The sequence below is a fragment of the Cupriavidus sp. 2SB genome (assembly GCF_005503625.1).
Taxonomy (GTDB): domain Bacteria; phylum Pseudomonadota; class Gammaproteobacteria; order Burkholderiales; family Burkholderiaceae; genus Cupriavidus.
The window spans coordinates 1-25,298 of the sequence record NZ_SCMX01000060.1; the positions used below are offsets into that span (position 1 = coordinate 1).

Genomic DNA, 25,298 nt, shown 5'->3' on the forward strand with positions numbered 1-25,298 from the left:
TTCACGGCGTCAGCCTTGAACTCTTCCGTAAAGCCCTTGCGTGCCATTTTTCACCTCTCCAGTTGACTCGAAGTCTACCTTTTGAGGTGTCCAGGTTTATTGGACCACTACACCCCGCCCCTCTCCCGCGAGCGGGAGAGGGGAGAAAACCAACAGTGTTCGAGATGCTCGTGGTTGGCTCCCCTCTCCCATGCAGTGGGAGAGGGGAGAAAACCATCGGTCAAGGAAAAATCAGCCCTTGCGGCACATGCCCTGCGCGATATACGTCCATTGCACCGGATCGGATGCCTTGGCATTGACCTCGGCATAGTAGGCCATAGTCTGCGCGTCGATGGGCATGAACACCTGCGTGCGAAGGCCGCTTGCGGCTTCCTGCGAGATCCAGTTCACTGACAGGACACCGGGTACGGCAGCAGGGAGCATCATGCCAATCAGATTATTGGCCGCATTCAGCGTCACCGCCGCCGACAGATTCGTGCGTGCACTGACGATCAGACCCGCATCGTCGATCGTCAGTGTTTCCTCCTGCACCGATCCATCCAGCGCAACGCGCAGGCCGATGCCGGTGGGCGCGTCATACGATACACCGGGTTGCCGGCAGACCCACTGGCCTGCCACCTGATTCATCGTGAGGGTCTGCGCCTGCCGGAAGACACCCGATCCCGCGATGCGATTGCCGCCGGTGTCCATCTGGTTGTGATCGAAGTACAGCGTCGTCACGCCGTTCTCGCGCCGCGCAAACACACGGCCCCACACCTTGCCGCCCAACGTCAGCGTGTAGGCACCGGGATAACTGGTCTGGTCGGCCAGCACAAGCGTGCCAGTCAGGCCCATGCCGCAGGCATCGCTGTAGGCGCTCGTCTGGCACATCCGCACGGCCCCGTCCGCGCCGACGCGCATCTGGCCGCCGTAACCATACTGGACCTGAAGGTTGCCGGAACTGGTGTAGTACGTGGACTGGGCGCGCACGAAGGTGTACGTGGCAGCCAGATCCGTGGCACTGACCGGCGCGGTCACACTGCTGGCCGTTACCTGGCCGGTGAGCTTGCCATTGCCAAGCTGTTTCGGCAGCCCCGCGATTTCACCGGTCAGCGTGGTGCCCGATACCGTGAACGTTGCCGTGACCGAACTGAGTAACGCAGTGACAAAAGCAGGCGGCGGCTCGGCATCGTCCGCCTTGAGGCCGCTAACGGTGTAGACATCGCCGCTCCTTGCGTAGTTGCCGATCACCGCACCGGCCAGACCGAAAGCGGAATCGGAGAAGCGGATACGGACCTGACCCGCAGCGGGCGCGTCGAGCGTCACGGCGATGGTGTCGCCGAAGCTGATCACGCCCAGGTATGTCACGGCCTGCGGCGTGGTGGGTGTCTCCGGTGTCCCTGGTGACTGCGGCGTATCCGGTGTGGAAGGAGACGAAGGCGGGGTGCCACCTCCGCTCCCGTTCCCCGCGCTGCTTCCCGCACCGTCGCCATCTCCACCGCACGCAGCCAACGCCAAGCTGACCGTCACGGCCCCTGCGATCCGCCACACCCGCCACCTCGACAACCCGCTGCCGTGCTTCATTTGCGACCCCTTCCCCGTCCCGTTGAGTTCTTGACTCCCAACACCAGGAGCCTGTTGTTTTGGTGCATGCCCCCATGGGCTGTCTTTGCATACAGTCCCATGCGTGCAACAATTCGGCTGGATCATAGCCCTGGCGTTTCGGGCTGTATGTCCCCTGATCGTGCGACGGGCGTGCATTTCTCATGCCCCCACTTCGGAGGGGGTATAGCGGTAGCACGAGCCGCTGCTTGTCGTGCGTCGATTCGCTCGCTCCGCACCTACACCCGCCGTGTCCACTGCCCCCTCCCTGCCAATCCGCGTTGCACTGATCGAAGACGATTCCCGTTTTACGGCCGCTTTTCTCGAAGCACTGGAAAGCGCGCCCGACATGTGCAGCGCAGGGACGGCGGCAACGTTGGACGATGGGCTCGCGCTGCTGCGGCAATTGCCTGCCGCAGACATTCTTGTCGTGGACCTCGGACTGCCCGATGGATCGGGCATCGATGCCATTCGCGCCGTACGCACCGCGTGGCCGGCATGCAATGTCATGGTGGCAACCGTCTTTGGCGACGAGAGCCACGTCATGCGGTCCATTGCGGCGGGCGCCACCGGCTACCTGCTCAAGGACAGCTCCGCCGCGCATATCGTCAGCGAGTTGCGCTCGCTCCATGACGGCGGCAGTCCGATCAGTCCGCTGATCGCACGGCAGGTGCTGACGCGATTGCAGGCGCCCGCGGCCGACGCGCCGCAGACACCCACGGGCCCCAAACCCACCGAACTGTCGCCAAGGGAATACGAAGTGCTGGGCGATATCACGCGTGGCTTCTCGCACGATGAAATCGCGCAGCGCATGGGGGTATCGCGGCACACCTTGCTCACGTATGTCCGCCGCATTTACGTCAAGCTCGACGTGCATTCCAAGGTAGAAGCCATCAACGTGGCGCGCCAGCACGGATGGCTGCGCGATGTGTGAGCGCGCCTTGCCGCTGGGCTGGCGACGGTGGATCGTCGCCATGGTGCTGTGCCTCGCCGGCTTGTTGCACAACGCCGCCGCCGAATCCCTGCCGTGGCACGTGATCACCGGACAGGTGCTTGTCACGCCGGACGGCACGCTCGGCAGGCTCTCGCCGCAGCTTGCCCTTCCCGACGTACGCGAAGATTGGGAAGCCACGTCATTGCCGCTGGTGATACCGCGCCATGTCGCGCCCGACGACGTCAGCGCAGGCCAGATCGAAACCGTATGGCTGAAGCTCGACCTGCCGGCCGCGCGCGCATCCGCGCGTACCAATGAACCGCTCTACCTCTACGCGCCGCGCTGGCAGACCGTGGGGCGCCTGACCGTCTACGCGGATGGCCTGCAGCTCTGGCAGTCGCGCGGCGGCCCCGTGTGGAACGGCTATAACTATCCGCTGTGGATTGCACTCGGCCATGTGCCGAAGGATCTCGTCATCCGCATCGACGTGGTCGGACAGGTGGGCGCGGCGATGTCGACGGTGCGCATCGGCACGCGCGGCGAACTGTTCTGGCGCTACGCGATACGCAGCTTCCTGCAGACCCAGTTTCCATACTTGTCCAGCGGTGGCCTGCTGGCCGTGGGCATCTTTTCCTTGCTGGTCTGGATCAGGCGTCGCCACGAATCGCGCTACCTGCTGTGCTTTCTGGCCGCGAGCGCCTACTTCCTTCATACGCTGCAATACCTCGTCGGACAGGACCCGCTGCCCATCCCGGAGGAGTGGTTCAGCTGGCTCGCGTTCAACAGCATCGCCTGGCTGATTCTGACCTGCTACATCTTTGTCTTTCGCTACCTCGGGCTGCGCTACCGGCGCTTCGAGGCCGTGTTGTTCTGCACGGTCATCTTCCTCGGCACGAGCACATTGCCGCTGTCGTGGCTCACGCACCTCGTCTTTCTCTATCCGCTGTCGCAACTGCTGCTGGTGGCCTTGAACCTCGTCGTCTCAGTGGCCGCACTGCGCGCAGCGTGGCGCGCCAGATCGCAGGAAGCGCTGGTGTTTTCGATCTGGAACGCGATGAGTACACCCATCGCCTTGCACGACATCCTGCTGCAGAACTATCGCGTCGATATCGAGAGCATCTACCTGCTGGCCTACCTGGGATGCGTGCAGCTTCTGCTGTTCATGTACCTGATGTACCGGCGCTACGTCAGTGCGCTCGACGATGTCGCGCAGGCCAACGCCAATCTTTCGCTTCGTCTCGCACAGCGCGAAGCGGAGCTTCTGGAAAGCCACCGGCAGCTGCGCGAGGTGGAGCGTCGCGACACCCTCACGCGCGAACGGCAACGCCTGCTGCAGGACATGCACGATGGCCTGGGATCATCGCTGATCAGCGCGTTGCGCGTGGTCGAGCGCGATCCGGGTGGCACGGCGCGCGCCGATGACATCGCGCAGATTCTCCGCGAATGCATCGACGACCTGAAGCTGACCATCGACTCGCTCGAACCCGTTTCGACGGACCTGTTGCTGCTGCTGGCAACGTTGCGCTATCGGCTGGGGCCGCGACTGGAATCGGCCGGTATCGCGCTCGCCTGGGACGTCGGCGATATTCCAGAACTGCAATGGATTGATGCGCATAGCGCGCTGCACATCCTCCGCATCTTGCAGGAGGTGTTCACCAACCTGCTCAAGCACAGTCACGCCACCGCCATTCGCGTGCAGACGCGACACGACGCACAGTCCGTGACGGTGCGCGTGCATGACAACGGCACACCGTTCGATCCCGCTCACGTACCCGCCACACACAGCGGCCGGGGACTGGCAAACATGCGGCGCCGGGCGCAGGCACTTCACGCGGAAGTGTCCTGGCAACCCGACGCCACCGGCACATGGTTCACGCTGCAATTGCCGTTGCAATATCCCGTCATGCCTCCCGCTACGCCACCGCGTGGGCTTCCCGTGGACGCGGCTTGAGCCATGGCGTGAGCACCAGCAGCGCAATCGATGCGGCCACGAGCAGCCCATACGGTGCGCGATAGGCGCCAGTCACATCGCGCAGGAAGCCGAACACGAACGGTCCCAACGCTGCGACGAGGTAGCCGACGAACAGCATGAATGCGGTCCACTGGCTGGCTTCATGATGCGATGTGGTGTTGTCCAGCGGCAGCGTCATGGCAAGTGCGAAGCACACCCCCTGCCCTGCCGCGATGGCGAGCACGGGCATCGCGCCCAACGTGCCCGGCGACAGCCACAGTACCGCCGCACCACCAATCGACAGGATTGCGGACCATGCCAGCCAGCCCCGACGATCCAGCGCCCCCCTTGTCACGATGCCTGCCAGGAAACTGCTGAGCGCGATCATTGCGGCGAACAGACCCAGGTTGACACCGGAACTCAGCGCGTTGATCTGCAACTCGCGGCTGCTCTCACCCACCCACGCAAAGCACGCGTAGCAGATGAACTGGCCGACGCCGAAGTACACCGCAATCAGCCATGCACGACCGGATCGCAACGGTGAACGGGCCGGCGCAGCACTCACATGCGATGCATGCGGCTTCGAAGGATACGTGGACGTCAGCCGCTTCCAGCTCACAATCGCCAATACGCAAACCACTGCCCAGATACCGGCACCCAGCCGCCAGCCGCCACCGGCCAACGCAATCGACTCGCTACCCACCGCAGCCAGCGTGGCACCGACACCGAGCCCTGCCGCGTAGATCCCCATGAAAAGCGCCGCCTCGCCCGAGAAATGGCTCTTGATCCAGCCGCCGATCAACGGCCCTGAAATCGCGACGCCGATGCCGACCAGCAATGTCGCCAGCAACAGGCTGGCAGGCGATCCGGCCAATGCGCGCAGCACGAGCGCCAAACCGAGCAACACCAGCGAGAACAACACCACACGATCACTGCCGAAGCGGCGCCCCAGTGCCGGCACGAAGATCGCGAAGACGCCCATGCAAATATCGGGAATGGCGGTCAGCAGCGCGGCTTCTGCATGCTTCATTCCAAATTCCGTCTGAATGGCATGCACGAGCGGGCCGATCGACACGATGCCGGGCCGCAGCGCCAATGCCATGATGAACAGCCCCACGCCCGCGAACAGCTTGAGCGCCCTCGATTCCCGCCTGTCCTGTCCGATTTCCGCTAACACTGGCTTCTCCCGAAAATTGATCCGATGAACGCGTGCGTTCCGTGATCAAATGGTAGGCGCGCCCCACGATGACAAGAACCGCATGAATGCCAGAATTCGTCGCCAAAGTGACAAACCCGCCGTGACCGGCCGGAGCGACAACTACCACGACTATCAGGAAGTCCCCCGCGTCATTACGGCTTTCGCGAGCGAGAAAAAGGCAGGCAGCTACAACGCCCCGCACAGCCATCCGCGCGGACAGTTGCTCTACGCGAGCAAGGGGTTGATGCGCGTGGCCAGCGCAAACGGCATCTGGTTCATTCCGCCGCAGCGGGGTCTGTGGATTCCGGCGGGAATCGTCCACGATCAGGCGATGCTTACCGCGACGCAGATCCGTACGATCTACATCGACCAGAAGAAGGCGCGGCAATTCGGAGATCGCGTGAAGGTGGTGGAAGTGGATGCGCTGCTGAGCGAGCTGATCCTCGCGCTGGTCGAGCAGCCGATGCTCTATCCCGACGATGCGCGCAACCGGAGCATCGTGACGCTGATCCTCCACAAGCTCGCGACGTCACAGACACTACCGATTGAAATCCCGTGGCCGGGAGACCGGCGACTGATCGCGATCTGCGAAACCATTCTCGCGTCGCCGGGCGATCAGCGCACCATCGAACAATGGTCGGAAGTGGTCGGCGCCAGCAGCCGCACCCTGATTCGTCTCTTTATCAAGGAGACAGGCATGACGTATCGGCATTGGGTGCAGCAGGTCCGCCTCGCGCAGGCACTCACCATGCTGGAGGCGGACACCCCCATCAACCGCATTGCCGACGAACTGGGCTTTGCCAGCCCCAGCGCGTTCTCGGCCATGTTCAAGCGGATGCTGGGCGAAGCCCCCCGCAACTATCGCAGCGAAGCGTGAATGCCTGCTGCGCCTGGATCGATCGGCGCAGGCGGCGTGCCGCGCGCCTCGATGGCCTTGCCCGCCAGCAGGCACAGATCTTCGCGGAAATGGCTCGCCACGATCTGCACGCCAACCGGTACGGAGTCGATCAGGTTCGTGGACACCACGAGTCCCGGCAATCCCATCGCCGGCAGCGCGCGCATGGTCAGTTGTGCTTCCCATACCCGTGCGAAACCTGCCGCACCCTGCAAGTCCAGTCCATCGGGGAACGGTAGTTCGCCCGACACCGGAAGCAGCAACACCGGATACTTCGCGAGGAACAGGCGCCACTGCCGCGTCAGCGTCGTGCGTCGCACCAGCGAACTGTTCACCACATCGGCAGGCATCGCACTGACCTTGGCGCGCACTTGCTCCACCACGGCGGCAGCACCGGGATCGCCATCACGCGCCACCGCGTCGGCAAACGCCGCGAAACCATCGCCCAACCACAGGCGCTCCTGCACTTCGGCAGCGTCGCGGATCAGCGGGGTATCGTCGATTTCTTCCACGATCCATCCCGCATCGACCAGCCTGCGCCCCGCATCGCGCAGCGCCGCTTCCACTTCCGGCGAGATCGTCATGCCACCCGGACGCAGACAGATGGCAGCGCGCAGCGGCACGTCGGGACCATTCAGCGGTGCAGGCACCCACCATGGATCACGGACATCGGGCGCCGACATCGCCGCCAAGGCGACTTCGAGATCCGCCACGGTCCGTGCCATCGGACCCGTTGCGGACATCAACTGCGCGCCGATAGGACGCTCGGGCAGCGCAGCATTGAAAGCCGGAACTCGACCGAACGAGGGGCGCAAGCCATGGATGCCGCATGCATACGCGGGATAGCGGATCGAGCCGCCGATATCGGTGCCCAGTCCGATGCAGCCGATGCCGGCTGTCACCGCCGCTGCACCGCCGCCGCTCGAACCGCCAGGCGTCAGTGCCGCATTGCGCGGATTGAGCGTCTTGCCGTGGACAAGGTTGCTCGTGAACCAGCGCAGCGCAAACGTCGGCGAATTACTGCGCCCCAGCAGGATGGCACCGGCACGCGCGAGGTTATCGACGGCCGGACTGCTGGCCTTGGCCACCACGCCCTCTTGCAGGCGCGTGCCGTTGGTCGTGGCATATCCCGCATGGTCAGTGTTGATCTTGGTGGTGACGGGCACACCAGCCAGCGGGCCGGGGTCTTCGCCGCGCGCCAAGGCCTTGTCGATATCGTCCGCCTGCGCCATCACCCATTCCGGACGATGCGCGACCACGGCGTTGATCAATGGATTCACCGCGTCGAGGCGTTCGAGCGCCGAGGCAGCAGCCTCGCGCGCGGACACCTCGCGATTGCGAACCAGCGATGCCAGTTCGGTTGCCGATAGACGCCAGAGTTCGTTCACGATCACGCTCCGGTGTCAGTTCAGTTCGGCAATCAGTTCGATTTCGAGGCAGGCATCGAGCGGAAGCTGTGTCACGCCGAACGCGCTCCGCGCATGCTTGCCGCTCTCGCCAAACACCTCGGCGAAGAATTCCGATGCACCGTTGGTCACCAGATGCTGCTCGGTAAAAGCAGGCGTTGAGTTCACGAGACTCGTCATCTTGACGATGCGGCGCACCTGGTTCAGATCCTTGATCTGCGCATGCAGCGTGGCCAGCAGATCGATGGCCACGGCGCGCGCGGCAAGCTGTCCGTCCTGCGTCGTCAGCGTTTCACCGAGCCGGCCCTTCCACACGATGCCATCCTGCTTGGCCAGATGGCCCGACAGATAGGCGAGCTTGCCGCTTTGCGTGCACATGGTGTACGCCGCTGCGGGAAACGTTGCGGTGGGTAGCGCCACACCGAGTTCCGTGAGTCGCGTGTAGATGTCGGGCCGGTCCATATTGTCTCCTTGGTATTGGCAGGGACAATAGCCTCGGCGTGGTGTGCCGCATTCCCGTCAGCGATGGAAATTGTCGAAAACGCACGGCTTTCCCCCGCAGGCACGCAGTAGAATGGGCGCCCGCCCACTCCCGGTATTCTGCAATGCAGATTCTCGTTGACGCAGACGCCTGCCCGGTTGTCATCAAGGACATCCTGTTCCGCGCCGCCCAGCGCGTGGAAATCCTTGTCACGCTGGTGGCGAACCAGTATCTCCGCACGCCGCCTTCCCGTTTCATCAAGTCATTGCAGGTGCCTGCGGGCTTCGACGTGGCAGACCAGCGCATCGTCGAACTGGCGGAGTCCGGCGACCTCGTCATCACCGCCGACATCCCCCTTGCCGCTGCCGCGCTCGACAAGGGCGCGCACGTACTCGATCCACGCGGCACCTGGTTCAGCCGCGAGAACATCCAGGAGCGCCTGACGATGCGCGACGTGCTGGACCAGCTCCGCGCCTCGGGCATCGACACGGGTGGCCCCGCGCCGTTCTCGCCGCAGGACAGCAAGACCTTCGCCAGCCAGTTGGACAGGTTCCTGGCGAAGAATGCTGCCCGTTAGCGATCAGCCGCGCCCCTTCCACGGCACCAGTCGACGTTCGAGCCAGCGCATGACCACGTCGAACAACAGAGCCATGGCGCCGATGACGAGGATGCCCATGATGACGACATCGGTCACCATGAACTTCGATGCGCTCAACACCATGAAGCCGAGCCCGGCCGTGGCAGCCACCATCTCTGCGGCCACCAACGTGGTCCAACCGAATCCGATGGCGATCCGCATGCCGGTGAGGATGTCGGGCAACGCCGCAGGCGCGATCACGTACCAGAGCACTTGCGAGCGCGTGGCACCCATCGAATACGCGGCGTGGATCTGCTCGATGGCTACCGAGCGTACGCCCGCACGGGCACTGAGCGCGAGCGGCGCGAACATCGCCAGATAGATCAGTACGATCTTCGAGACTTCGCCAATGCCGAGCCAGATCACCACCAGCGGCAGGTATGCCAGCGGCGGCAGCGGGCGATAGAACTCCACCAGCGGATCGAGCAGACCGCGCGCCACGCGGTTCACGCCCATCATGACGCCAGCGGGCACTGCGGTCAGCACGGCCAGCACGAATGCGCCGAAGACCCGCATCGCACTCCATCCCACGTGCGTCATCAGCGTGGCATCGGCAAACCCTTCGGTCAGCACGTCGATGAACTGCAACCAGACCGATTGCGGTGACGGCAGGAATAGCGGTTCGATGTAGCCGAAATGCGTGGCAGCGGTCCACGCCGCCAGCACCACGATCACCGTCAGCAAACTGATACGCCAGCTCGACCCATTGCCGGGCGCGCCGTATTGCTCGCCTGGCCGCGCCGGGGCCGCGCGACGCATACGTGCAAGCAGACTCGTGCGCGTTGGCGCAGCCATGGGAATGTCCGTCATGCCAGACTCGCTGGATGCGGGATTCACGGATTGGATGCTGTTCATGCCGCGATCTCCTCATCGCCGTGGATGATGCCCAGCACGCGTTCCCGCAATGCGATGAATGCCGGACTCGACTTGACCTCTCGCGCGTTGCGCGACTGCAGGAACTGCCGCCCAAAATCGATCGGGATCTCATGACTGATACGCCCTGGCCGCGGCGACATGATGATCAACCGCGTACCCATGAACAACGCCTCTTCCACGTCGTGCGTGATGAAGAACATCATCTTGCTGGTGCGATGCCAGATATCGAGGATCAGTTCCTGCAGACGCTCGCGTGTCAGGGAGTCGAGCGCCCCCAGCGGTTCATCCAGCAGCAGCATGTGCGGATCATTGGTCAGCGCACGCGCAATGCCCACACGCTGCTGCATGCCGCCCGACAACTGATAGACGGCGTGATGCCGGAAATCCGCCAGCCCTGTGAGCGTCAGGAAATGCATCGCCCGCTCTTCCCGCTCCTTCTTTGCGACACCTTTGAGCTTGAGCCCGAACGCTACGTTCTCCAGCACATTGAGCCACGGCAGCAGCGCGTGTTTCTGGAAGACCACGCCCCGATCGGCGCCCGGTCCGGTGATCTGGTCGCGCAGACCCGTGCCAGCCTGGGCGTCCACCGGCGGCGTGCGGGTGTAGTGCCCCAGCGTCATCAGCCCCCGGGTCGGCTGGATAAAGCCAGCCATGAGGTTCAGCAGCGTTGTCTTGCCACAGCCCGACGCGCCCAGCGCCACAACGAAATCACCGGCAGCAATCTGCAGGTTCACGCCGGACAGGGCAACGACCTGCTGGCCCTTGGTCCGGCCGGGATACACCACCGACACATCGCGGAGGTTCAGATTCAAAGTCATGTTGCCGCTCCCGGCGTGTACGTGATTGCCATGCTTACTTGACCGTCCCAACCGCTTCGACAAAGGCCGGATTGATGGCGACGCTGTAGTCGGGCAGCACGGCCGGCACCTTCTTCTGTTCCTTCAGGAACTCTGCCGTCGCGGCCAGCGCGCGCGCTGCCACACCATCCTTGCCACCACCGAGCCATGCCTTGCCCGATTGCTCTGCTGCCAGCGGAAACTGGTAGAGCGCCAGCACGCCGGGCACTTCCTCCGGCGTGGCGCCCGATTGCTTCGCCACTTTGATCACCTGCTGCGAGCTGGCCGTCCACGACTTCGGTGCCTTCACATAATCGGCAGTCGATTGCTCCAGCACACGCGTGAACGCCTTCATCCCGTCGGCGTTCTTTGCCGCGAAATCCTTGCTGACCACGAGCGCATCGAACGTGGCCTTGCCCAGCTTGGTCAGGTCACCCGACGTCAGCAGCACCTTGCCGTCGCGCTTGAGTTTGCCCAGTGCCGGGTCCCACACAAACGCGGCATCGATGTCACCGCGCGACCATGCGGCCGGCATGTCAGAGGGCTGCAGGTTGATGACCTTCACCTTACCGGCGATGCCGTAGTGCTCCAGCGCGAACAGCGTATGGAAGTGCGTCGTCGACACAAACGGTACGGCCAGGCGCTTGCCCACCAGATCCTGCGGCTTGTCGATCCCCGCACCGTTGCGCACCACCAATGCCTCGGCCTCGTTGATGTTGTCGAGAATCCAGAACACCTCCACCTTCACGCCCCGGCTGACGGCCGCCGCAACGGGACTGCTGCCCGCCACGCCGATCTGCACATCGCCCGATGCCATGGCGGTCATCACATCGCCACCACTATCGAAGCTGCGCCACTTGATGTTCCATCCGGTGGCCTTCTCGAACTCCTTGTCCGCGATGGCCTTCTTCCACGGGCCAAACATGCTCTGCACGCCGATCGTGACGGTGGGTGCGGATGGTGTCGATTGCGCCAGCGTCGGCAGCGCGACGGCACCGGACAACATCGCGACACCACAAGCCAGCAGGCACCGGCGAACGCGGGAAGCAACGGAATGATTCATGACTAGCTCCGAAATGATGGGATGGGGATAACGGAACCAATGGTAGGACTGGCTTGCAAATTGCTTTGGATCCAGAAGCGACCTGGGCTGGTGCCAGGTTCGCAAGAAGCGAGCCAATCAACCCAAACAAGGAAGTCCCCGATGCTGGAGCGGTATCTGCGCCCCTTCGAACCTGGCCGCGGTCTGCAGGAGCAACTGCGCGAGAACCTGCTCAATGCCTTGCTGGACGGTGCACAACTCCCCACGGAGCCCATGCCTTCCTCGCGCGAACTCAGCAAGCTGCTGAAGGTCTCGCGCAATACCGTGGTGCTGGTGTACGAGCAACTGGTGCAGGACGGTTTCCTCACACCCGCCAGCCGCCGTGGCTACTTCATCAACGAAGCTTTCGTGCGCCAGCAACTGCGCATGCGCATCAAGCCCGTGCCGGATTCCCTGTTCGAGGGCGTGCCGCTATCCCTGGACTGGGGCACGCGCCTGCGGCAGCGTCCCTCGACGCAACAGGTCATCGTCAAGCCGCAGAACTGGCGCGAGTTCCGCTTTCCGTTCATCTACGGTCAGGTCGAGTACGACGAGATGACCGCCGCGCGCTGGCGCAACTGCAACCGGCTGGCCACGCTGCGCGCCCATATGTCGCGCTGGGTTGACGATCAGGTCACGCTCGACGATCCGCTGCTGGTGGAACAGATCATCCAGCGCATCCTGCCGCGCCGCGCTATCCAGGCCACGCCGTCGCAGGTACTCGTCACGGTTGGCACGCAGAACTCCCTCTATCTGCTCGGTCAGTTGCTGGGCCACGGCGGTATGGTCATGGGCATGGAGAATCCGGGCTATGTCGATGCGCGCAATATCTTTTCGCTAGCGGGATGCCAGCTCAAGCCGTTGCGGGTGGACAGTCAGGGACTGGTGCCCGGTCCGCAACTCGATGATTGCGACGTGGTGTTCTGCACGCCTAGCCATCAATCGCCCACTGGCACAACCATGCCCGTGTACCGCCGCATGGAATTGCTCGAACGCGCGCGCAGCCAGGATCTGGTGATCATCGAGGACGACTACGACACCGAGCACAACGACCTCGGCGGCAATCATCCTGCACTGAAGAGTTTCGACAACGGCGGCCGTGTGATCTATCTGGGAAGCCTGACCAAGAACCTGTTGCCCGGTGTGCGTCTGGGCTTCGTGGTGGCCGATCCACCGCTTATCGCGGAACTGCGCGCGCTACGCCGCTTCATGTATCGTCATCCTCCCCTCAACAACCAGCGCGCAATGGCGCTGTTCCTGTCAATGGGCTATGGCGACGATCACGCAAGACGCAATCGCGAAGTGCTCGCGCGCAAATGGCGCACCATCACCGCTGCCGTGCAGCAGCATATGCCTGACTGCCGTTTCAGCGGCACCTCGGGCGGCTCGTCGCTCTGGATGCAGGCGCCGTCCGGCACCGACACGTGGATGCTGCAACGGCTGGCCGCACGGCGCGGGGTGCTGATCGAGCCGGGCGACATCCACTTCTTCGGCGCAGATCGCCCTTCGGAGTATTTCCGTCTGGGCTTCGGCGCGATTGCGGAAGCGCAGATCGAACCCGGGATCGCGTTGCTGGGCCAGGTGTTCCGCGACATGCCACGCTGACGATTCGTAGCGAACCGTTCGCGGCTGGCCTCATGCCCTCGCGCGAATGGACCCATTGGCTGCACGTTGTGACTTCTAAGATCGCCAAATTCGTCAATCCAGGCGATATCGATTCAGGAGAACAACGTGAAATTGCAGGGTCGCCCTACGCTTGCCCCCTTCTTCCCGCTCATTCCCCTCGCGCTCTGCGCGGCGCTTGCCGGCTGCGGCGGCGACGAGAATGCAAAGGCCGCCGTCGACAAGAGCGGTAACGCCGCCGATGTCGTCTATCGCAATGGCGAAGTGCTGACCGTCGACGCCGCCGATACCCAGGCACAAGCCATTGCGGTACGCGATGGCAAGGTACTGGCGACCGGCTCGACAGATGCCATGCGCGCGTACATCGGCACGCAGACCTCGGTGGTGGATCTCGCAGGCAAGACGCTGATACCGGGCTTCTACGATGGGCACAGTCACTTTCTGTACTCGGGGCTGACGGGGCAGTTCGATGTCGATCTCAACAGCCCGCCGCTTGGCACCGTGGACAGCATCGACACCATTCTTGCTCGCCTGCGCGCGAAGCTGGCCGAAGCCGATGCCGCAAGCTGGATCACCGGGTCCGGCTACGACGACACCTTGCTGGCCGAGCAGCGCCATCCGACGCGCGAAGACCTGGACAAGGTGTCTGCCACGCGCCCGATCTTCATCAGCCATATCTCCGGCCATCTCTCCGTGGCCAACTCCGCCGCGCTCGCTGCAGCAGGCATCGACGCCAGCACGCCGGACCCGGCAGGTGGCGTGATCCGGCGCGACTCGTCGGGCAAGCCCACTGGCGTGCTCGAAGAATCGGCTTCCAACATGATGCAGGTGAAGGTGCCGGCCAAGACCGCTGCGCAGACGATGCAGGTCATCCGCTACGCCTCCGGCAACTACGCCGCGCACGGCGTGACCACGGCCAACGACGGGGCATCGTCGGCGGGAGCCATCCAGGCGCTCGAAGGTGGCGCGCTGAGTGGCAACCTCTCCATTCGCGTGGTGGCATGGCCCACGTTGGAAGAAATGGAGAAGTCCGACGCGGTCAAGCTCACCAGCAAGAAGGTGCGCATCGGTGGCATCAAGGATTTTGCGGATGGGTCCATCCAGGGCTACACCGGCTACCTGTCACACGCCTATCACACGCCGTATCACGGCGATGCCGCGTATCGCGGATCCCCGCGCTACGACCGCGATACGCTCGCCGCGCGCGTGACAGCGGTCTACAAGGCCGGCAAGCAGTCGCTGATTCATGGTAACGGCGATGAAGGCATCGCCGACATCCTCTACGCGTTCCGCAAGGCGCAGGAAGCCTATCCGCGCAGCGATGCGCGCCCCATCATCATCCACTCGCAGATGGCGACCGAGTCCGAACTCGACGACATGAAGACGCAGGGCGTCATGCCATCGTTCTTCGTGCTCCACACCTACTACTGGGGTGACCGTCATCGCGATATCTTCCTGGGCCCCGAACGCGCGCAGCGCATCAGCCCCACCCACTCCGCCGAGGACCGCGGCATGCGCTACACCCTCCACACGGATACGCCGGTCGTGCCGATGGACCCGCTACGTCTGATCTGGTCGGCCGTGAATCGCGTATCGACCAGCGGCGCTGTCATTGGTGCCGAACAGCGCGTCTCCGCCAGCCACGCACTGCGCGCCACCACGATCAACTCGGCGTGGCAGAACTTCGAGGAAAAGGAGCGCGGCTCGCTGGAAGCCGGCAAGTACGCCGACATGGTGATTCTCTCGGCCAATCCCACTACCGTTGCGGCCGATACGATCAAGGATATCCAGGTGCTGGAGACCTTTGTGGAAGGCAAGTCCGTTTATCGCGCAGCGCAGTAGTTGTCGCGGAGAATGGTCTGGGATGATTGAGATCGCCGCGCAATGCCTCCATGGATTGCGCGGCGACGGGATGGCAAAGCGGCTTACAGCGCCCCCGGACGCAAACGGAAGCTGTCGAGCAGCGTGTCCCAGGCTTGCAGGGCGCCGGCTTCGTCGACCAGCGAGGTAGATTGCTCGGCTGTTCGATAGTAGCGTGGCTCGGCGCCGAGTCTAAGCTCCAGTTCCGCATATGGCTTGGCATTGTCACCTTCGGTGCCCGGCGCAATCAGATGGAAGCGGAACATCTCGACCCCGTTGTCCTTCATCGCGAGTAACACCTCTTCCGCCTGCATGCCCGCGAACTCGCGCTTGCCGGCACGCAGAACGCGAACCTTGTTGAACAGCAAGGCTTTATCAAGACGTCGACGTAGATCGGGAATCGCATTCAGCAGCGAGGTCTTCTGATCGAAGTCGAACGAGTTTCGCATCTTGATACTGAACAACGCCGGGCGCCCCGCATACATCTGGAATATCTGCTTTACGTTTTCCACGGGGAACGGCGGCCCGCCAATCAGCGCGCTTTTGATGCAGAAGCCGCGCTCGGTGGGGACGGTCCAGTCGTCTCGGGCGACGGTCTCCTTGTACCAGACCGAGTTTCTTCGGATGACGTCATCCACCGCGGTTTTGTTGAGCACGCCCTTTAGCTTCAGGAGATTCCGGCCCGCCAGAATGTAGCCTTCTGCGTCGAGCAGAAGGCTATAGGCCGTGACATGTTCGTCCACGTGGATGAAGAGTCGGCTGTTCGGTGATGGAGTCGCCATCTTCTCCAGGTACGGAAGGGACGTCTCAACATCCATGGAATTCAATCCTTTACTCAACATTTCCTTGTAAGAGATCGTGAACGTCCGCTTCTTCTCCCGCAGTTCCTTTTCTCGCGCCGCCATCAGACGATCGAAGCGTTCCTTGCTGTTATCGGGCTCCACAACAATTTCGCTGCCCGCATATTCATATCTCTCGGCATGCATGCTGCTCGCGGCCGGTCGATCAAATACCATTCGACCGATACACCAAGGACGCAGGTTGGCGATAACGGGGTTGTCTTTCATCATGGGTTCCTGATTGGGGGAGTTAGCGCAAGCGGAGATGGCGACGGCGCTCGCAAGCAACATCGCACGCAGCGCGTGTGACACACGGAGGGACATCGTCATTTGAGATTCCCCCGCTTGGCCCGATAGACGGCCTGCGCGACGCTATAGAGCGTGGCCCAGCGAGACCATGGATGCAGGCAACTGGACTGATGTTCGTATCCTTGTTGCCTGAACGCCATGTGCACGCCCTTCGCACGGTTACCTGCCACGCCGGGAACCAGCCCGCGCCCTTGTGCCTCCGCAGAAGAGTGAGGAACCGTCCCGTCGCCTGGCACTACACCGTTGTCCTTCAGATAGCCATCCTTGCGACTCAGCGCGCGCGTCTCGTTCTGCACGCGTAGTGTCACGGTTTGCCCAGCGACCTGCAGCTTCATCTCCCCCTTGCCGTTATCGTAGTGCAGTGTTCCGGCCTTCAGTTGCTCGGCGGTGATGCCATCCGGGATGTCCCCTTGCCAGATCACCTTCCCGAATGCCAGCAGGTCGGCTTCCGCTTTGCTTTTTTCGCGGATTTCACCGCTTTCATTTGGCGCAATCGCGCCGCTCCCAAATAGCGCATAGGTGTTGGGGTGATAGGCATTGGTCAATGCTCTGTGTCTTTTCCCAACCTGCTTCATTGTTTTGATGTAGTGCTCATGGACACTGTCTTTGCAGTGGATACTATCGAGGTACTTCCTCACTACGCCAGCCGGATCCAGAATTCCCGGGGCGGGCAATAGCCCGTACCATGCACTGCTGGTGTAAAGATCGTTCACCGCAGTGGTCTCCGGCATTCGCAACCGCTCCCGCCCCGTTCGATCCACCACAATCCACCAGGGTTGACCGTTCATGTAATCCGGCATCGGCGCCAACTCCATCGGCCCCTGTGCATAACTCGCAACGGCAACAAACTCCGCCGCGTCCCGGCCCATCAGGAACTGGTTGATCAGTCGTTCCAGGAAACTGTCACCTTCCGCCCCGGTGCGGAATCGTTTGGCAAACACCGGCGCGCCGGTTGCGGGCTGCACGCCGTGGACCACGCCGAGAATGTCTTCCGATCCACCGCATAGTGCCGAAGCCATGCGCGCCACTAACCCGCCCATCGAATGCGTGATGACGATGGCCTTGTCCGTGCGGTTCTCGCGGCAGATTTCCCGGATGCCCATGACGTGGAAGCGATTCCCGTCTTCATCCTCGAACTTCACCCCATCCAGTACATCCTTCGCCGACTGTTCATTCGACTGCAGGAAGTTGTAGCCAATCGCATAAACCGGATAGCGGTACTTCATGAAGGTCTTGAACACTTCCGAATCGGGCGTGAGCGCTTCGCCTTCACCAAATCCGCCGTACTCAGAGGGGTGCGTGCCCAGTATCGCCTTGAGTGCCGTGATCTCGCCGTCCTCGCTGCCGTGGATCCATTCGCCCTGTAGTACGCCGCGGTACATCGGTTTGTCGAGGGCAATTTGCAGCCATTCCAGCACGCGCTGATAGCTGGAACGGTGGACGGTGGCCCAGCCTCGGCGGCGCGCTTCGTCGGCGTCGAAGCCGAGTTTGTCGGGGTCGATGTCGATCAACGTGCCGCGCGGGTCCACCATGGCGGGCACCGGATCAAAGCGTTCGGCGCGGGTCTTCGCGCTCTGGAACCACCCGCTGATGACCGTTGGCAGCCCGGCGATTTCTGCGACGATGCTGTCCGTGTTGGGCGGGTCCCACACCTCCTCGCCCGTATCCTTGTTCATCAGGATGCTGCCCATGACGCCTGGCAGGAAGATCACCGGAATCGGCCTGCGCGGATCGATGAGAATTTCCTTGATGCGCGTGTCGCTGCTGGGTGTCAGTGCGACACGGACGATCTGGCCGCGGTCAGCCTCGAAGCGGGCCTGATAAACGACGATCTCGTCGTTATCCACGATGGGTGGGGTGAGTTTCGACCGATCGATCATGGTCGCCCCCTCTTTGCGCCACCGCTGCGCACCACCTCATGAGAATACGACTGCTGCTTTCCTGCTACCAACCGGAATCTATCTCCGACGCTTGTCATATCAGCTTCAATCCGAGCGTTGACGTGGACCTGCGCGCAGCACGTTATCCAGCTTTACGCAGCCTGAAAATCTCGGAACTGAGGTATTTGCAATGCGCTCGATGCAACGCAATCCATGCGTTTGTGAACCTGACAATCTCGGCGTTTTGCGATGGCCGCGGCCATCGCGGTCTGCTACGCGCGAGGTCCGCCGCGTCCCATTTCTTTCACCGCCGCTCGTCGCGCGCGTGATACCAGTGATACAGCACCTGCTGCCCAAGGCGACGTACCGGGGCAAACCAGCGCGACTGCGGCAGGCCGATGTTATTGAACAGGAAGGGGTAGTCGAGTGCCGAGCGATAGATCGGCAGATCCAGATCCGCGCCGCGCTTGCCCGCGATGCGTTCCGCCAGCCGGCGCCCTGCGTGCGCGGAGAACGATACGCCGTTGCCGCCATAGCCCAGCGCGTAGAACACGCTTTCGTGCGTATCGGGCTGCGCCACGCGCGGCATCATGTCGTGGCTGACATCGACCCACCCCCACCACGAGTAGTCCACGTCGATCCCCTTCAGCGCGGGGAATTTCCGATGCAGGCCATCCACCAGCACCGCCATATGGCGCGGATTGGGCGCATCGGCACCGGTGATGGCGCTACGGCTGCCGATCTGGATGCGGCGATCCGGCAGCAGGCGGTAGTAGTAGCGCAATGTGCGCGTATCGGTGATGACCTGATGCGTGCGGAATCCCGTGGCCTCGATCTCGGCGTCGGTCAGTGGGCGCGTCACGAGCGAGTTGGACAGGATCGGCATCACCTTGGCATCCAGACTGGGATGCAGGCCGAAGCTCGTATAGCCGCCCGTGGCAAACCCCACGGCACGTGCGCGGACCACGCCGCCCGGTGTCTGCAGGTGATACACGCCGTCGCGCGCCGCGAAGCCCGTCACAGGACTGGCCGTATGGATCTTCGCGCCCAGCGCACGGGCGCGCCGATGATAGCCGTGAGCGAGCCTGAGCGGATGCACGCCGATACCATCGGGCTCGTGCTGCGCGCCGAAGCATTCGGCATCGCCAACATATTGCTCGCGCACTTCCTGTGCGCTCAGCATGCGGGCGTCGTATCCGAACACATCGCGCATCACGCGGGTCTCGTTGCGCAGGAAATCGAGCTTGTGCTCGCGATGCGCGATGTAGAGGTGGCCGCCCGGTTGCGGCTCGCATTCGGGAATTTCCTCCACGAGACTGCGAAACGTTTCGAAGCCTTCGCGAATCTCGGCATCGAGCCGCAACGCGGTGGATTTCCCCCAACGCTCGATCCACTGCGAACGGTACAGCCGTCCGCTCGCGTTCTGCCCCTGCCCGCCGTTGCGACTGGTGCATCCCCACGCGGTGCGGTTCGCTTCGAGCACCACTGCGCGGATGCCATGTTCTCGTGCCAGGAACAGGGCCGTCGAAAGTCCGGTGAAGCCGGCGCCCACGATCACGACATCGGCATCGATATCGCCCTGCACGGGGCCATCGTCCGGCGGCGGCGCGCCAGCGGTATCCACCCAATACGTTGGCGCGTACTCGGTGCCGCGCCCCGGTGTACGGGCGACGAGCGGATCGTACCGGGGGTCATAGGGCGCGAGGGGAGCCGTGGCGTCGACCACGGGATCTTGCAAGGACATGGCGGCGTACTCCTGCTGTAAGCATGGGCTGATCTTTGGCCAAGACATGTTGCACCGGGCGATCGGCACACGATGGAGCCAGACCTCCCCACCGATGGATCCACGCATGCATCTGGTCGCACGCCATGGCGCATCTGGACCCATGCCCACGCGGGGTGCCCCCATACGATGTCGAACGTGCATTCTTCCTCTACGCAAACCGGTTACACCATGCCCCTCGATACCAGTACTCACTACCTCGCCCTGCTCGATACCTTCTCCGCCGCCTGGAACCGCCACGACATCCACGCGCTGATGGCATGCATGACCGATGACTGCACCTTTCACGCGGTGGCTGGCGATGCCCTGCTCGGACGCAGCTTCATCGGCCGCGAAGCCGTGCAGGCAGGCTTCGCACTGGCGTGGGCAACCTGCCCCGATGCGAGCTGGCGCGACCCGGTTCATTTCGTTGCTGATGATCGTGGCGTCACGGAGTCCACGTTCCGGGGCACGCGCGCCAGCGACGGCAAGCGCATCGAGGCGCGCATGGTCGACGTCTTCACGTTTCGCGACGGCAAGATCGCCGTGAAGAATGCCTATCGCAAGGACCGGCCCGCGCAATGAACCGGACCTCAGCAGCAAGATCGGCCACCGCCACCACCTCGGCGATGTCCATGGCCGACCTCGCCGCCGCGATGACGGTCGTGGTGATCTGGGGTCTCAATTTCGTGGCGATGAAACTGGCGCTACGCGAGTTCACGCCCATGCAACTTGGCGCCGCCCGCTACGCATTTGCCGCGATGCCGCTATTGCTGATGATTCGCCGCCCTGCGCTGCCTTTGCGATGGGTGGCGGCGTACGGCCTGCTGCAGGGACTCGGGCAGTTCGGCTTGCTGTTCATGGCATTGCGGCTCGGCATGACCGCCGGACTCGCCTCGGTGCTGATGCAGACGCAAGTCTTCTTCACCGCGTTGATGGCATTCGCCTTCCTTGGAGAAAGACTGAGCCGCCCCATGCTCGGCGGCCTGATCTTCGCGCTGGCGGGACTCGCCTGCTTCGGCATCGAAGTTGTTGGCGGTCGTGGCACAAGCGCCGATGTCACGCTGGCGGGACTGCTGCTGACCATCGGCGCGGCAGGCATGTGGGGCGCATCGAACATTCTTGCGCGCCATCTGCAGCGCCACTATCCCGACTACAACCCCATCCAGTTCGTGGTCTGGTCGAGCCTCGCACCTGTACTGCCATTCCTGCTGCTCACATGGCTGGTCGATGGACCCAGCGCGCAGCACCAGTGGATGGACGCATCGATCAGCGCCTGGGCCGGTGCGGCCTATCTGGGGTGGTTCGCCACGGTGATGGCGTACGGCCTGTGGACCGGCCTGCTCAAGCGCCATCCCGCCAACCAGGTTGCACCGTTCGGATTACTGGTGCCCGTGGTCGGCCTGCTGGCCGGCATGCTCCTGCTGCATGAATCGCTCTCGGGGTGGCAGTTGGCAGGCACTGCGTGGATTGCTGCGGCGCTGGTGATTATCTTGTTAGCGGCGCGGGGGCGGTAAAGGACGGATTGCCGACCTGCCGACTTGCCGGCCGATGCCCGTCGATCCCAGGACCGCCACCAACCTATCGTTTACCCGATGCGCCACAAGCCGCTCGATGGCTCCCACGCCGGCGACACCTCAGGAATGTTTTGATATATTACATACCACCGTGGCGCCGTGATGGTCCGCGGCGCTTGTTGATATGTGATGTAGAGAAGTTGCCGGTTGAACCGAGGACAGCCGAACATGACAGCTACGATCATCTACACCCACGCGGCGTGTCTGGAACACCGCCCTGGTCCGCATCATCCGGAGTCTCCCGAACGTCTGAGAGCCGTAATCAGTGCGCTGCAAACACCGGACTTCGCTTCGCTGGCGTGGCGCGAAGCGCCGATGGGCACCGTCGAGCAGTTACGGATGATCCACGAGGCGGACTACATCGAAGAGATCGAGCAAAGCATTCCCGCTCATGGATACGTGCCACTCGACGCGGGCGATACCGTCATGTCGCCGGGTTCATGGGAAGCCGTGATGCGTTGCGTCGGCGCGGCGTGTGCGGGCGTGGATGCGGTGATGGACGGCCAGGCGCGCAACGTGTTTTGCGCAACGCGGCCGTGCGGCCACCACGCCGAACCGGCGAAGGCGATGGGCTTCTGCATTTTCAACCAGGCGGCCATCGCGGCAGCCTATGCGTATGAAGTCCACAAACTCGAACGCGTCGCCGTGGTCGATTTCGATGTGCATCATGGCAATGGAACCCAGAATGCATTCTTCGATCGTCCGGAGCTGTTCTATGCGTCCAGCCACCAGTCGCCTTTCTATCCCGGTACGGGTGCGCGGTCCGAAACGGGTGTGAACCACAATATCGTCAACGTTCCGTTGCCTCGCGGCTGCGATTCCAGGCAATTCCGCGAAGCCATTTCCGCTCACGTATTGCCCGCGCTAACGGCGTTCGCTCCCGAAATCCTGATTCTCTCCACGGGATTCGACGCGCATCGCCTGGATCCCCTCGCAGGCATGAACCTCGAGGACGGCGACTTTGAGTGGATCACCAGGGAATTGATGCAGATCGCGGACAAGACGTGCGATGGCCGCATCGTGTCGATCCTCGAAGGGGGGTATAGCCTGGACGCATTGGCCACGAGTACGGCGGCGCATGTCAGCGCCCTGATGCAAGCCGAAGCCGCGTGAAGAATCTACACGCGATGGCTTGGCGTACTCAGTCCCTGCAGTAGCCTTCACCGGTGCGAACCGTCAAACAGTTCTTCTTGTCGGCGAGCCATTTCATGCCGGTCTCGGCGCCATTGGTCGCGCGAATGACCTCCCTGGTCCCGTCACGCTCGAACTCGATACCGCCGTCGGCATACCGGCCCTCGAACTTGCGCGGACCATCCAGGTTCTGCACGGTGACGTCGTACTTGCCATGGCCGCCGGCCAGTTCGAGGAACGTGCCTTCCGGGCCGGTCCACTTTCCGAGCCATTCGTCAGTGCGCGGTGCACTGGCTGTCATTGGCGTGTTGTCCGCAGTCTTCTGAGAGGACGTGTTGCGGTCCGAGCATCCTGCGACGACTACGACGGCAACTAGCAATACGGCGAGGGAGAGAGCGGGTGTCTTCATGGGTCGATTGACATGGAGGGGCATGCGCGGATATGCGGGCGCACCGTGCGCAGACAACGCTCGATCACGGCGGCCTCGTTCTTGACGATCATCGACAGGCAGATTCGCATTCGATTTCGCTCTCCAGACGGACGATATGAACCAGCATGGGCACGGCGCAACACCTTGCACATGCTACCAGTCGTCTGGCTTCGTCGATCTCCCGCGCAGCGGGAGAGGGGAGAAAACGTTGTCACACGTTCTGGGGACATCCGGAATCCGTTCGTTCTGGTACTTTGCACGCCAAAGATGTCGGCCGCGTCGATGCATGGGCTGGCAGACCACATGACGATGGAACGGGGATGGGCGGCAGATGACAGGGCGAACCACAACACGTATTGGACTATTCGGGATCTTGCAGACAGCTTTGCTGGCATCGGCACTCTCATTGGCCGGTTGCGGCGGCGATTCACCAGACGCCGAGTCGCCCGCGTCCGTGACACCTCCCGGAGCCGTAGCACCACCGCCTGCACCTTCGACACCAACCGCGCATGCCGTCGGCGGAACGGTCAGCGGACTGACGGGCAAGAGCCTGGTACTGCTGTTGAATGACGACAGCAGCGTCGCGGTATCGTCCAACGGAAGCTTTTCGTTCCCGGCGCGGCTGGAGGCCGGTGAGTCGTACCGCGTCGCCGTGAAGACCCATCCGGAAACACCCACACAGCTTTGCACCGTCGATGCTGGTTCCGGTGTCGTCAGCGATGCCGATATCACGAGCGTCAAGGTGGTGTGCGCCGATGCATTCCGGATCGGCGGGACGCTCGGCGGATTGAGTGGCAACGGACTCATCCTGCAAAACAACGCTGGCGATCTGCTGACTGTCGATGCCAATGGCAACTTCACGTTCCCGACGCCACTGCTCTCCGGCGCGTCCTACGGCATCAAGGTATTGCGGCCCGGGATTCCGGCACAACGCTGCATCATCAACGCGGGAAGCGGCGTGGTGAGCGGTGCGGACATTGGAGACATCGCCGTCATCTGCACCACCCCGACAGCGCGCAGTGCCTACGTGAGCAATCTCTGCACCAACAGCATCGTCACATTCGACGTGGACCCGGCAACGGGCGCGCTGAACAACGCTGTCTCCGTTCCCGCCGGGGACTTTCCGGAATACCTCGCCATTGCCCCTGGCGGAAAGTTCGGCTATGTGCCGAACTACGGAGACGGCACGATTCACGGGTATGCGATCGATGCGGCAACGGGCGCGCTAACCGCCTTCGGCACGCCGGTCGCCACCAACCAGGCCGCACCTGTCACCATGACGTTCCATCCGGCCGGCGGCATTGCCTATGTGCCAAATCTCACCGCGAACACCTTGTCGGTGTTCTCGATCGATGCATCTTCCGGCGCCTTCACGGCAATCGGTGCGCCTGTTGCGAGTCCGGCATACCCCAAGGACATCGTATTGGACTCCATCGGCAAGTTTGCCTACGGCCTTCACAACAACCTCGCGACGCCCCTTTCCGCATACGCGATCGATGATGCGACGAAGATGCCGACCGTGATAGCCGATGCGGTACCGTCGGCCCTCCCCCTGGCAACGGACATTGCCAAGCATCCGAACGACAAGTACCTCTACGTCACGAACAACAATCAGACCCTGACCGCATTTGCCATCGACCGCACCACAGGGAAACTGACGCAGATCGGCGCTCCTGTCCCAACGGGCTGGCAGCCGGATTCCCTTGCCATCGATCCCTCCGGGCGGTTCGCCTATGTCGCGAATCACTCAAGCGACTCGATCTCGGCATATCGAATCGATCAGCAAACCGGCGCCTTGTCCTCTCTGGGTCCGGATGTTGCCACGGGCAGGAATCCTACTGGCCCCGTCTTCGATCCATCTGGAAAGTACCTCTACATCATCGGATTCCGGGATGGTCAGATCTGGCGCTATGCATTCCATGCAGCAACGGGACAACTCGATGCCGGCACGCTGGCCAGCTCCGGAAATTGTCCGCTGAGGCTCCGATTCGGCATACCCTGACTATCTGGA

21 protein-coding genes are annotated in these 25,298 nt (G+C 62.8%); 10 read left to right on the top strand and 11 right to left on the bottom strand.

The window, feature by feature from the left end; all coding sequences use genetic code 11:
• Nucleotides 1-231: 231 nt before the first annotated feature.
• The gene (locus FFS21_RS23270; RefSeq protein ID WP_137927098.1) at nucleotides 232-1,563 is read right to left on the bottom strand and encodes a hypothetical protein; all 1,332 of its coding nucleotides are present in this window, start codon (nucleotides 1,561-1,563) and stop codon (nucleotides 232-234) included.
• Nucleotides 1,564-1,831: 268 nt separating this feature from the next.
• On the opposite strand from FFS21_RS23270, the gene FFS21_RS23275 reads away from it, so the two are divergent.
• Nucleotides 1,832-2,515 (top strand): response regulator, encoded by a 684-nt coding sequence (locus FFS21_RS23275; RefSeq protein ID WP_249359589.1) that lies wholly within the window; start codon nucleotides 1,832-1,834, stop codon nucleotides 2,513-2,515.
• A complete protein-coding gene (locus FFS21_RS23280) occupies nucleotides 2,508-4,466 on the top strand; it encodes a sensor histidine kinase (RefSeq protein WP_137927100.1) in 1,959 nt (652 codons plus the stop codon). The genes FFS21_RS23275 and FFS21_RS23280 overlap by 8 nt, the downstream gene beginning before the upstream one ends.
• On the opposite strand, the gene FFS21_RS23285 is transcribed toward FFS21_RS23280, so the two are convergent.
• The gene (locus FFS21_RS23285; protein WP_249359591.1) at nucleotides 4,429-5,643 is read right to left on the bottom strand and encodes an MFS transporter; all 1,215 of its coding nucleotides are present in this window, start codon (nucleotides 5,641-5,643) and stop codon (nucleotides 4,429-4,431) included. The genes FFS21_RS23280 and FFS21_RS23285 overlap by 38 nt on opposite strands.
• Nucleotides 5,644-5,725: 82 nt before the next feature.
• On the opposite strand from FFS21_RS23285, the gene FFS21_RS23290 reads away from it, so the two are divergent.
• A complete protein-coding gene (locus FFS21_RS23290) occupies nucleotides 5,726-6,541 on the top strand; it encodes an AraC family transcriptional regulator (RefSeq protein ID WP_137927101.1) in 816 nt (271 codons plus the stop codon).
• Here the strand turns inward: FFS21_RS23290 and FFS21_RS23295 are convergent.
• Nucleotides 6,523-7,947, bottom strand: a complete 1,425-nt coding sequence (locus tag FFS21_RS23295) for an amidase family protein (protein WP_137927102.1) — start codon at nucleotides 7,945-7,947, stop codon at nucleotides 6,523-6,525. The genes FFS21_RS23290 and FFS21_RS23295 overlap by 19 nt on opposite strands.
• A gap of 15 nt (nucleotides 7,948-7,962) precedes the next feature.
• Nucleotides 7,963-8,427, bottom strand: a complete 465-nt coding sequence (locus FFS21_RS23300) for a RidA family protein (RefSeq protein WP_137927103.1) — start codon at nucleotides 8,425-8,427, stop codon at nucleotides 7,963-7,965.
• A gap of 143 nt (nucleotides 8,428-8,570) precedes the next feature.
• On the opposite strand from FFS21_RS23300, the gene FFS21_RS23305 reads away from it, so the two are divergent.
• Nucleotides 8,571-9,023 (top strand): YaiI/YqxD family protein, encoded by a 453-nt coding sequence (locus tag FFS21_RS23305; protein ID WP_137927104.1) that lies wholly within the window; start codon nucleotides 8,571-8,573, stop codon nucleotides 9,021-9,023.
• Between the two features lie 3 nt (nucleotides 9,024-9,026).
• Here FFS21_RS23305 and FFS21_RS23310 read toward each other — a convergent pair whose 3' ends face one another.
• From FFS21_RS23310 to tauA, 3 genes are read right to left on the bottom strand one after another with little or no spacing between them, the layout of a single operon-like run.
• Nucleotides 9,027-9,878: an ABC transporter permease subunit gene (locus FFS21_RS23310; RefSeq protein WP_370459360.1), complete on the bottom strand. Its 852-nt coding sequence runs from the start codon at nucleotides 9,876-9,878 to the stop codon at nucleotides 9,027-9,029.
• A gap of 56 nt (nucleotides 9,879-9,934) precedes the next feature.
• Entirely contained in the window at nucleotides 9,935-10,777 is an 843-nt protein-coding gene (locus FFS21_RS23315; RefSeq protein WP_137927105.1) for a taurine ABC transporter ATP-binding protein, read from the bottom strand.
• 34 nt (nucleotides 10,778-10,811) lie between these two features.
• Nucleotides 10,812-11,858 (bottom strand): taurine ABC transporter substrate-binding protein, encoded by a 1,047-nt coding sequence (gene tauA, locus FFS21_RS23320; RefSeq protein WP_137927106.1) that lies wholly within the window; start codon nucleotides 11,856-11,858, stop codon nucleotides 10,812-10,814.
• A 141-nt stretch (nucleotides 11,859-11,999) separates the two neighbouring features.
• On the opposite strand from tauA, the gene FFS21_RS23325 reads away from it, so the two are divergent.
• Together FFS21_RS23325 and FFS21_RS23330 are read left to right on the top strand one after the other, a co-directional pair.
• Nucleotides 12,000-13,481, top strand: a complete 1,482-nt coding sequence (locus FFS21_RS23325) for an aminotransferase-like domain-containing protein (RefSeq protein WP_137927107.1) — start codon at nucleotides 12,000-12,002, stop codon at nucleotides 13,479-13,481.
• A 126-nt stretch (nucleotides 13,482-13,607) separates the two neighbouring features.
• On the top strand, nucleotides 13,608-15,341 hold the full coding sequence (locus FFS21_RS23330) for an amidohydrolase (protein WP_171020477.1): 1,734 nt from the start codon (nucleotides 13,608-13,610) through the stop codon (nucleotides 15,339-15,341).
• Between the two features lie 83 nt (nucleotides 15,342-15,424).
• Here the strand turns inward: FFS21_RS23330 and FFS21_RS23335 are convergent, their stop codons facing one another.
• The 3 genes from FFS21_RS23335 to FFS21_RS23345 all read right to left on the bottom strand — a co-directional run bounded on the left by FFS21_RS23335 (nucleotide 15,425) and on the right by FFS21_RS23345 (nucleotide 20,131).
• Nucleotides 15,425-16,528, bottom strand: a complete 1,104-nt coding sequence (locus FFS21_RS23335; RefSeq protein WP_137927108.1) for a T6SS immunity protein Tli4 family protein — start codon at nucleotides 16,526-16,528, stop codon at nucleotides 15,425-15,427.
• Nucleotides 16,525-18,387, bottom strand: coding sequence for an esterase/lipase family protein (locus FFS21_RS23340; RefSeq protein ID WP_137927109.1), 1,863 nt, complete (start codon nucleotides 18,385-18,387; stop codon nucleotides 16,525-16,527). Before FFS21_RS23340 ends, FFS21_RS23335 begins: the two co-directional genes overlap by 4 nt.
• 304 nt (nucleotides 18,388-18,691) lie before the next feature.
• The gene (locus tag FFS21_RS23345; protein ID WP_137927110.1) at nucleotides 18,692-20,131 is read right to left on the bottom strand and encodes an NAD(P)/FAD-dependent oxidoreductase; all 1,440 of its coding nucleotides are present in this window, start codon (nucleotides 20,129-20,131) and stop codon (nucleotides 18,692-18,694) included.
• Nucleotides 20,132-20,341: 210 nt separating this feature from the next.
• Here FFS21_RS23345 and FFS21_RS23350 point away from each other — a divergent pair, with 210 nt between their 5' ends.
• From FFS21_RS23350 to FFS21_RS23360, 3 genes are all read left to right on the top strand, one after another.
• Nucleotides 20,342-20,734, top strand: coding sequence for a nuclear transport factor 2 family protein (locus FFS21_RS23350; RefSeq protein ID WP_137927111.1), 393 nt, complete (start codon nucleotides 20,342-20,344; stop codon nucleotides 20,732-20,734).
• Nucleotides 20,735-20,778: 44 nt separating this feature from the next.
• Nucleotides 20,779-21,666, top strand: a complete 888-nt coding sequence (locus tag FFS21_RS23355; RefSeq protein WP_137927136.1) for an EamA family transporter — start codon at nucleotides 20,779-20,781, stop codon at nucleotides 21,664-21,666.
• Nucleotides 21,667-21,894: 228 nt separating this feature from the next.
• Nucleotides 21,895-22,839: a histone deacetylase family protein gene (locus FFS21_RS23360; RefSeq protein ID WP_137927112.1), complete on the top strand. Its 945-nt coding sequence runs from the start codon at nucleotides 21,895-21,897 to the stop codon at nucleotides 22,837-22,839.
• Nucleotides 22,840-22,867: 28 nt separating this feature from the next.
• On the opposite strand, the gene FFS21_RS23365 is transcribed toward FFS21_RS23360, so the two are convergent.
• On the bottom strand, nucleotides 22,868-23,158 hold the full coding sequence (locus FFS21_RS23365; RefSeq protein ID WP_237380426.1) for a hypothetical protein: 291 nt from the start codon (nucleotides 23,156-23,158) through the stop codon (nucleotides 22,868-22,870).
• Nucleotides 23,159-23,741: 583 nt separating this feature from the next.
• Between FFS21_RS23365 and FFS21_RS23370 the strand changes: the two genes are divergently transcribed.
• Nucleotides 23,742-25,289, top strand: a complete 1,548-nt coding sequence (locus FFS21_RS23370) for a lactonase family protein (protein ID WP_171020478.1) — start codon at nucleotides 23,742-23,744, stop codon at nucleotides 25,287-25,289.
• The last annotated feature ends 9 nt before the right edge of the window (nucleotides 25,290-25,298 follow it).

What these genes read in the sequence shown, in the direction of transcription:
- FFS21_RS23270 (WP_137927098.1), bottom strand. Translation starts at nt 1,563, where the DNA reads ATGAAGCACGGCAGCGGGTTGTCGAGGTGGCGGGTGTGGCGGATCGCA.
- FFS21_RS23280 (WP_137927100.1), top strand. Translation starts at nt 2,508, where the DNA reads ATGTGTGAGCGCGCCTTGCCGCTGGGCTGGCGACGGTGGATCGTCGCC.
- FFS21_RS23290 (WP_137927101.1), top strand. Translation starts at nt 5,726, where the DNA reads ATGAATGCCAGAATTCGTCGCCAAAGTGACAAACCCGCCGTGACCGGC.
- FFS21_RS23300 (WP_137927103.1), bottom strand. Translation starts at nt 8,427, where the DNA reads ATGGACCGGCCCGACATCTACACGCGACTCACGGAACTCGGTGTGGCG.
- FFS21_RS23305 (WP_137927104.1), top strand. Translation starts at nt 8,571, where the DNA reads ATGCAGATTCTCGTTGACGCAGACGCCTGCCCGGTTGTCATCAAGGAC.
- FFS21_RS23310 (WP_370459360.1), bottom strand. Translation starts at nt 9,878, where the DNA reads ATGGCTGCGCCAACGCGCACGAGTCTGCTTGCACGTATGCGTCGCGCG.
- FFS21_RS23315 (WP_137927105.1), bottom strand. Translation starts at nt 10,777, where the DNA reads ATGACTTTGAATCTGAACCTCCGCGATGTGTCGGTGGTGTATCCCGGC.
- tauA (WP_137927106.1), bottom strand. Translation starts at nt 11,858, where the DNA reads ATGAATCATTCCGTTGCTTCCCGCGTTCGCCGGTGCCTGCTGGCTTGT.
- FFS21_RS23325 (WP_137927107.1), top strand. Translation starts at nt 12,000, where the DNA reads ATGCTGGAGCGGTATCTGCGCCCCTTCGAACCTGGCCGCGGTCTGCAG.
- FFS21_RS23335 (WP_137927108.1), bottom strand. Translation starts at nt 16,528, where the DNA reads ATGACGATGTCCCTCCGTGTGTCACACGCGCTGCGTGCGATGTTGCTT.
- FFS21_RS23340 (WP_137927109.1), bottom strand. Translation starts at nt 18,387, where the DNA reads ATGATCGATCGGTCGAAACTCACCCCACCCATCGTGGATAACGACGAG.
- FFS21_RS23345 (WP_137927110.1), bottom strand. Translation starts at nt 20,131, where the DNA reads ATGTCCTTGCAAGATCCCGTGGTCGACGCCACGGCTCCCCTCGCGCCC.
- FFS21_RS23350 (WP_137927111.1), top strand. Translation starts at nt 20,342, where the DNA reads ATGCCCCTCGATACCAGTACTCACTACCTCGCCCTGCTCGATACCTTC.
- FFS21_RS23355 (WP_137927136.1), top strand. Translation starts at nt 20,779, where the DNA reads ATGTCCATGGCCGACCTCGCCGCCGCGATGACGGTCGTGGTGATCTGG.
- FFS21_RS23360 (WP_137927112.1), top strand. Translation starts at nt 21,895, where the DNA reads ATGACAGCTACGATCATCTACACCCACGCGGCGTGTCTGGAACACCGC.
- FFS21_RS23365 (WP_237380426.1), bottom strand. Translation starts at nt 23,158, where the DNA reads ATGACAGCCAGTGCACCGCGCACTGACGAATGGCTCGGAAAGTGGACC.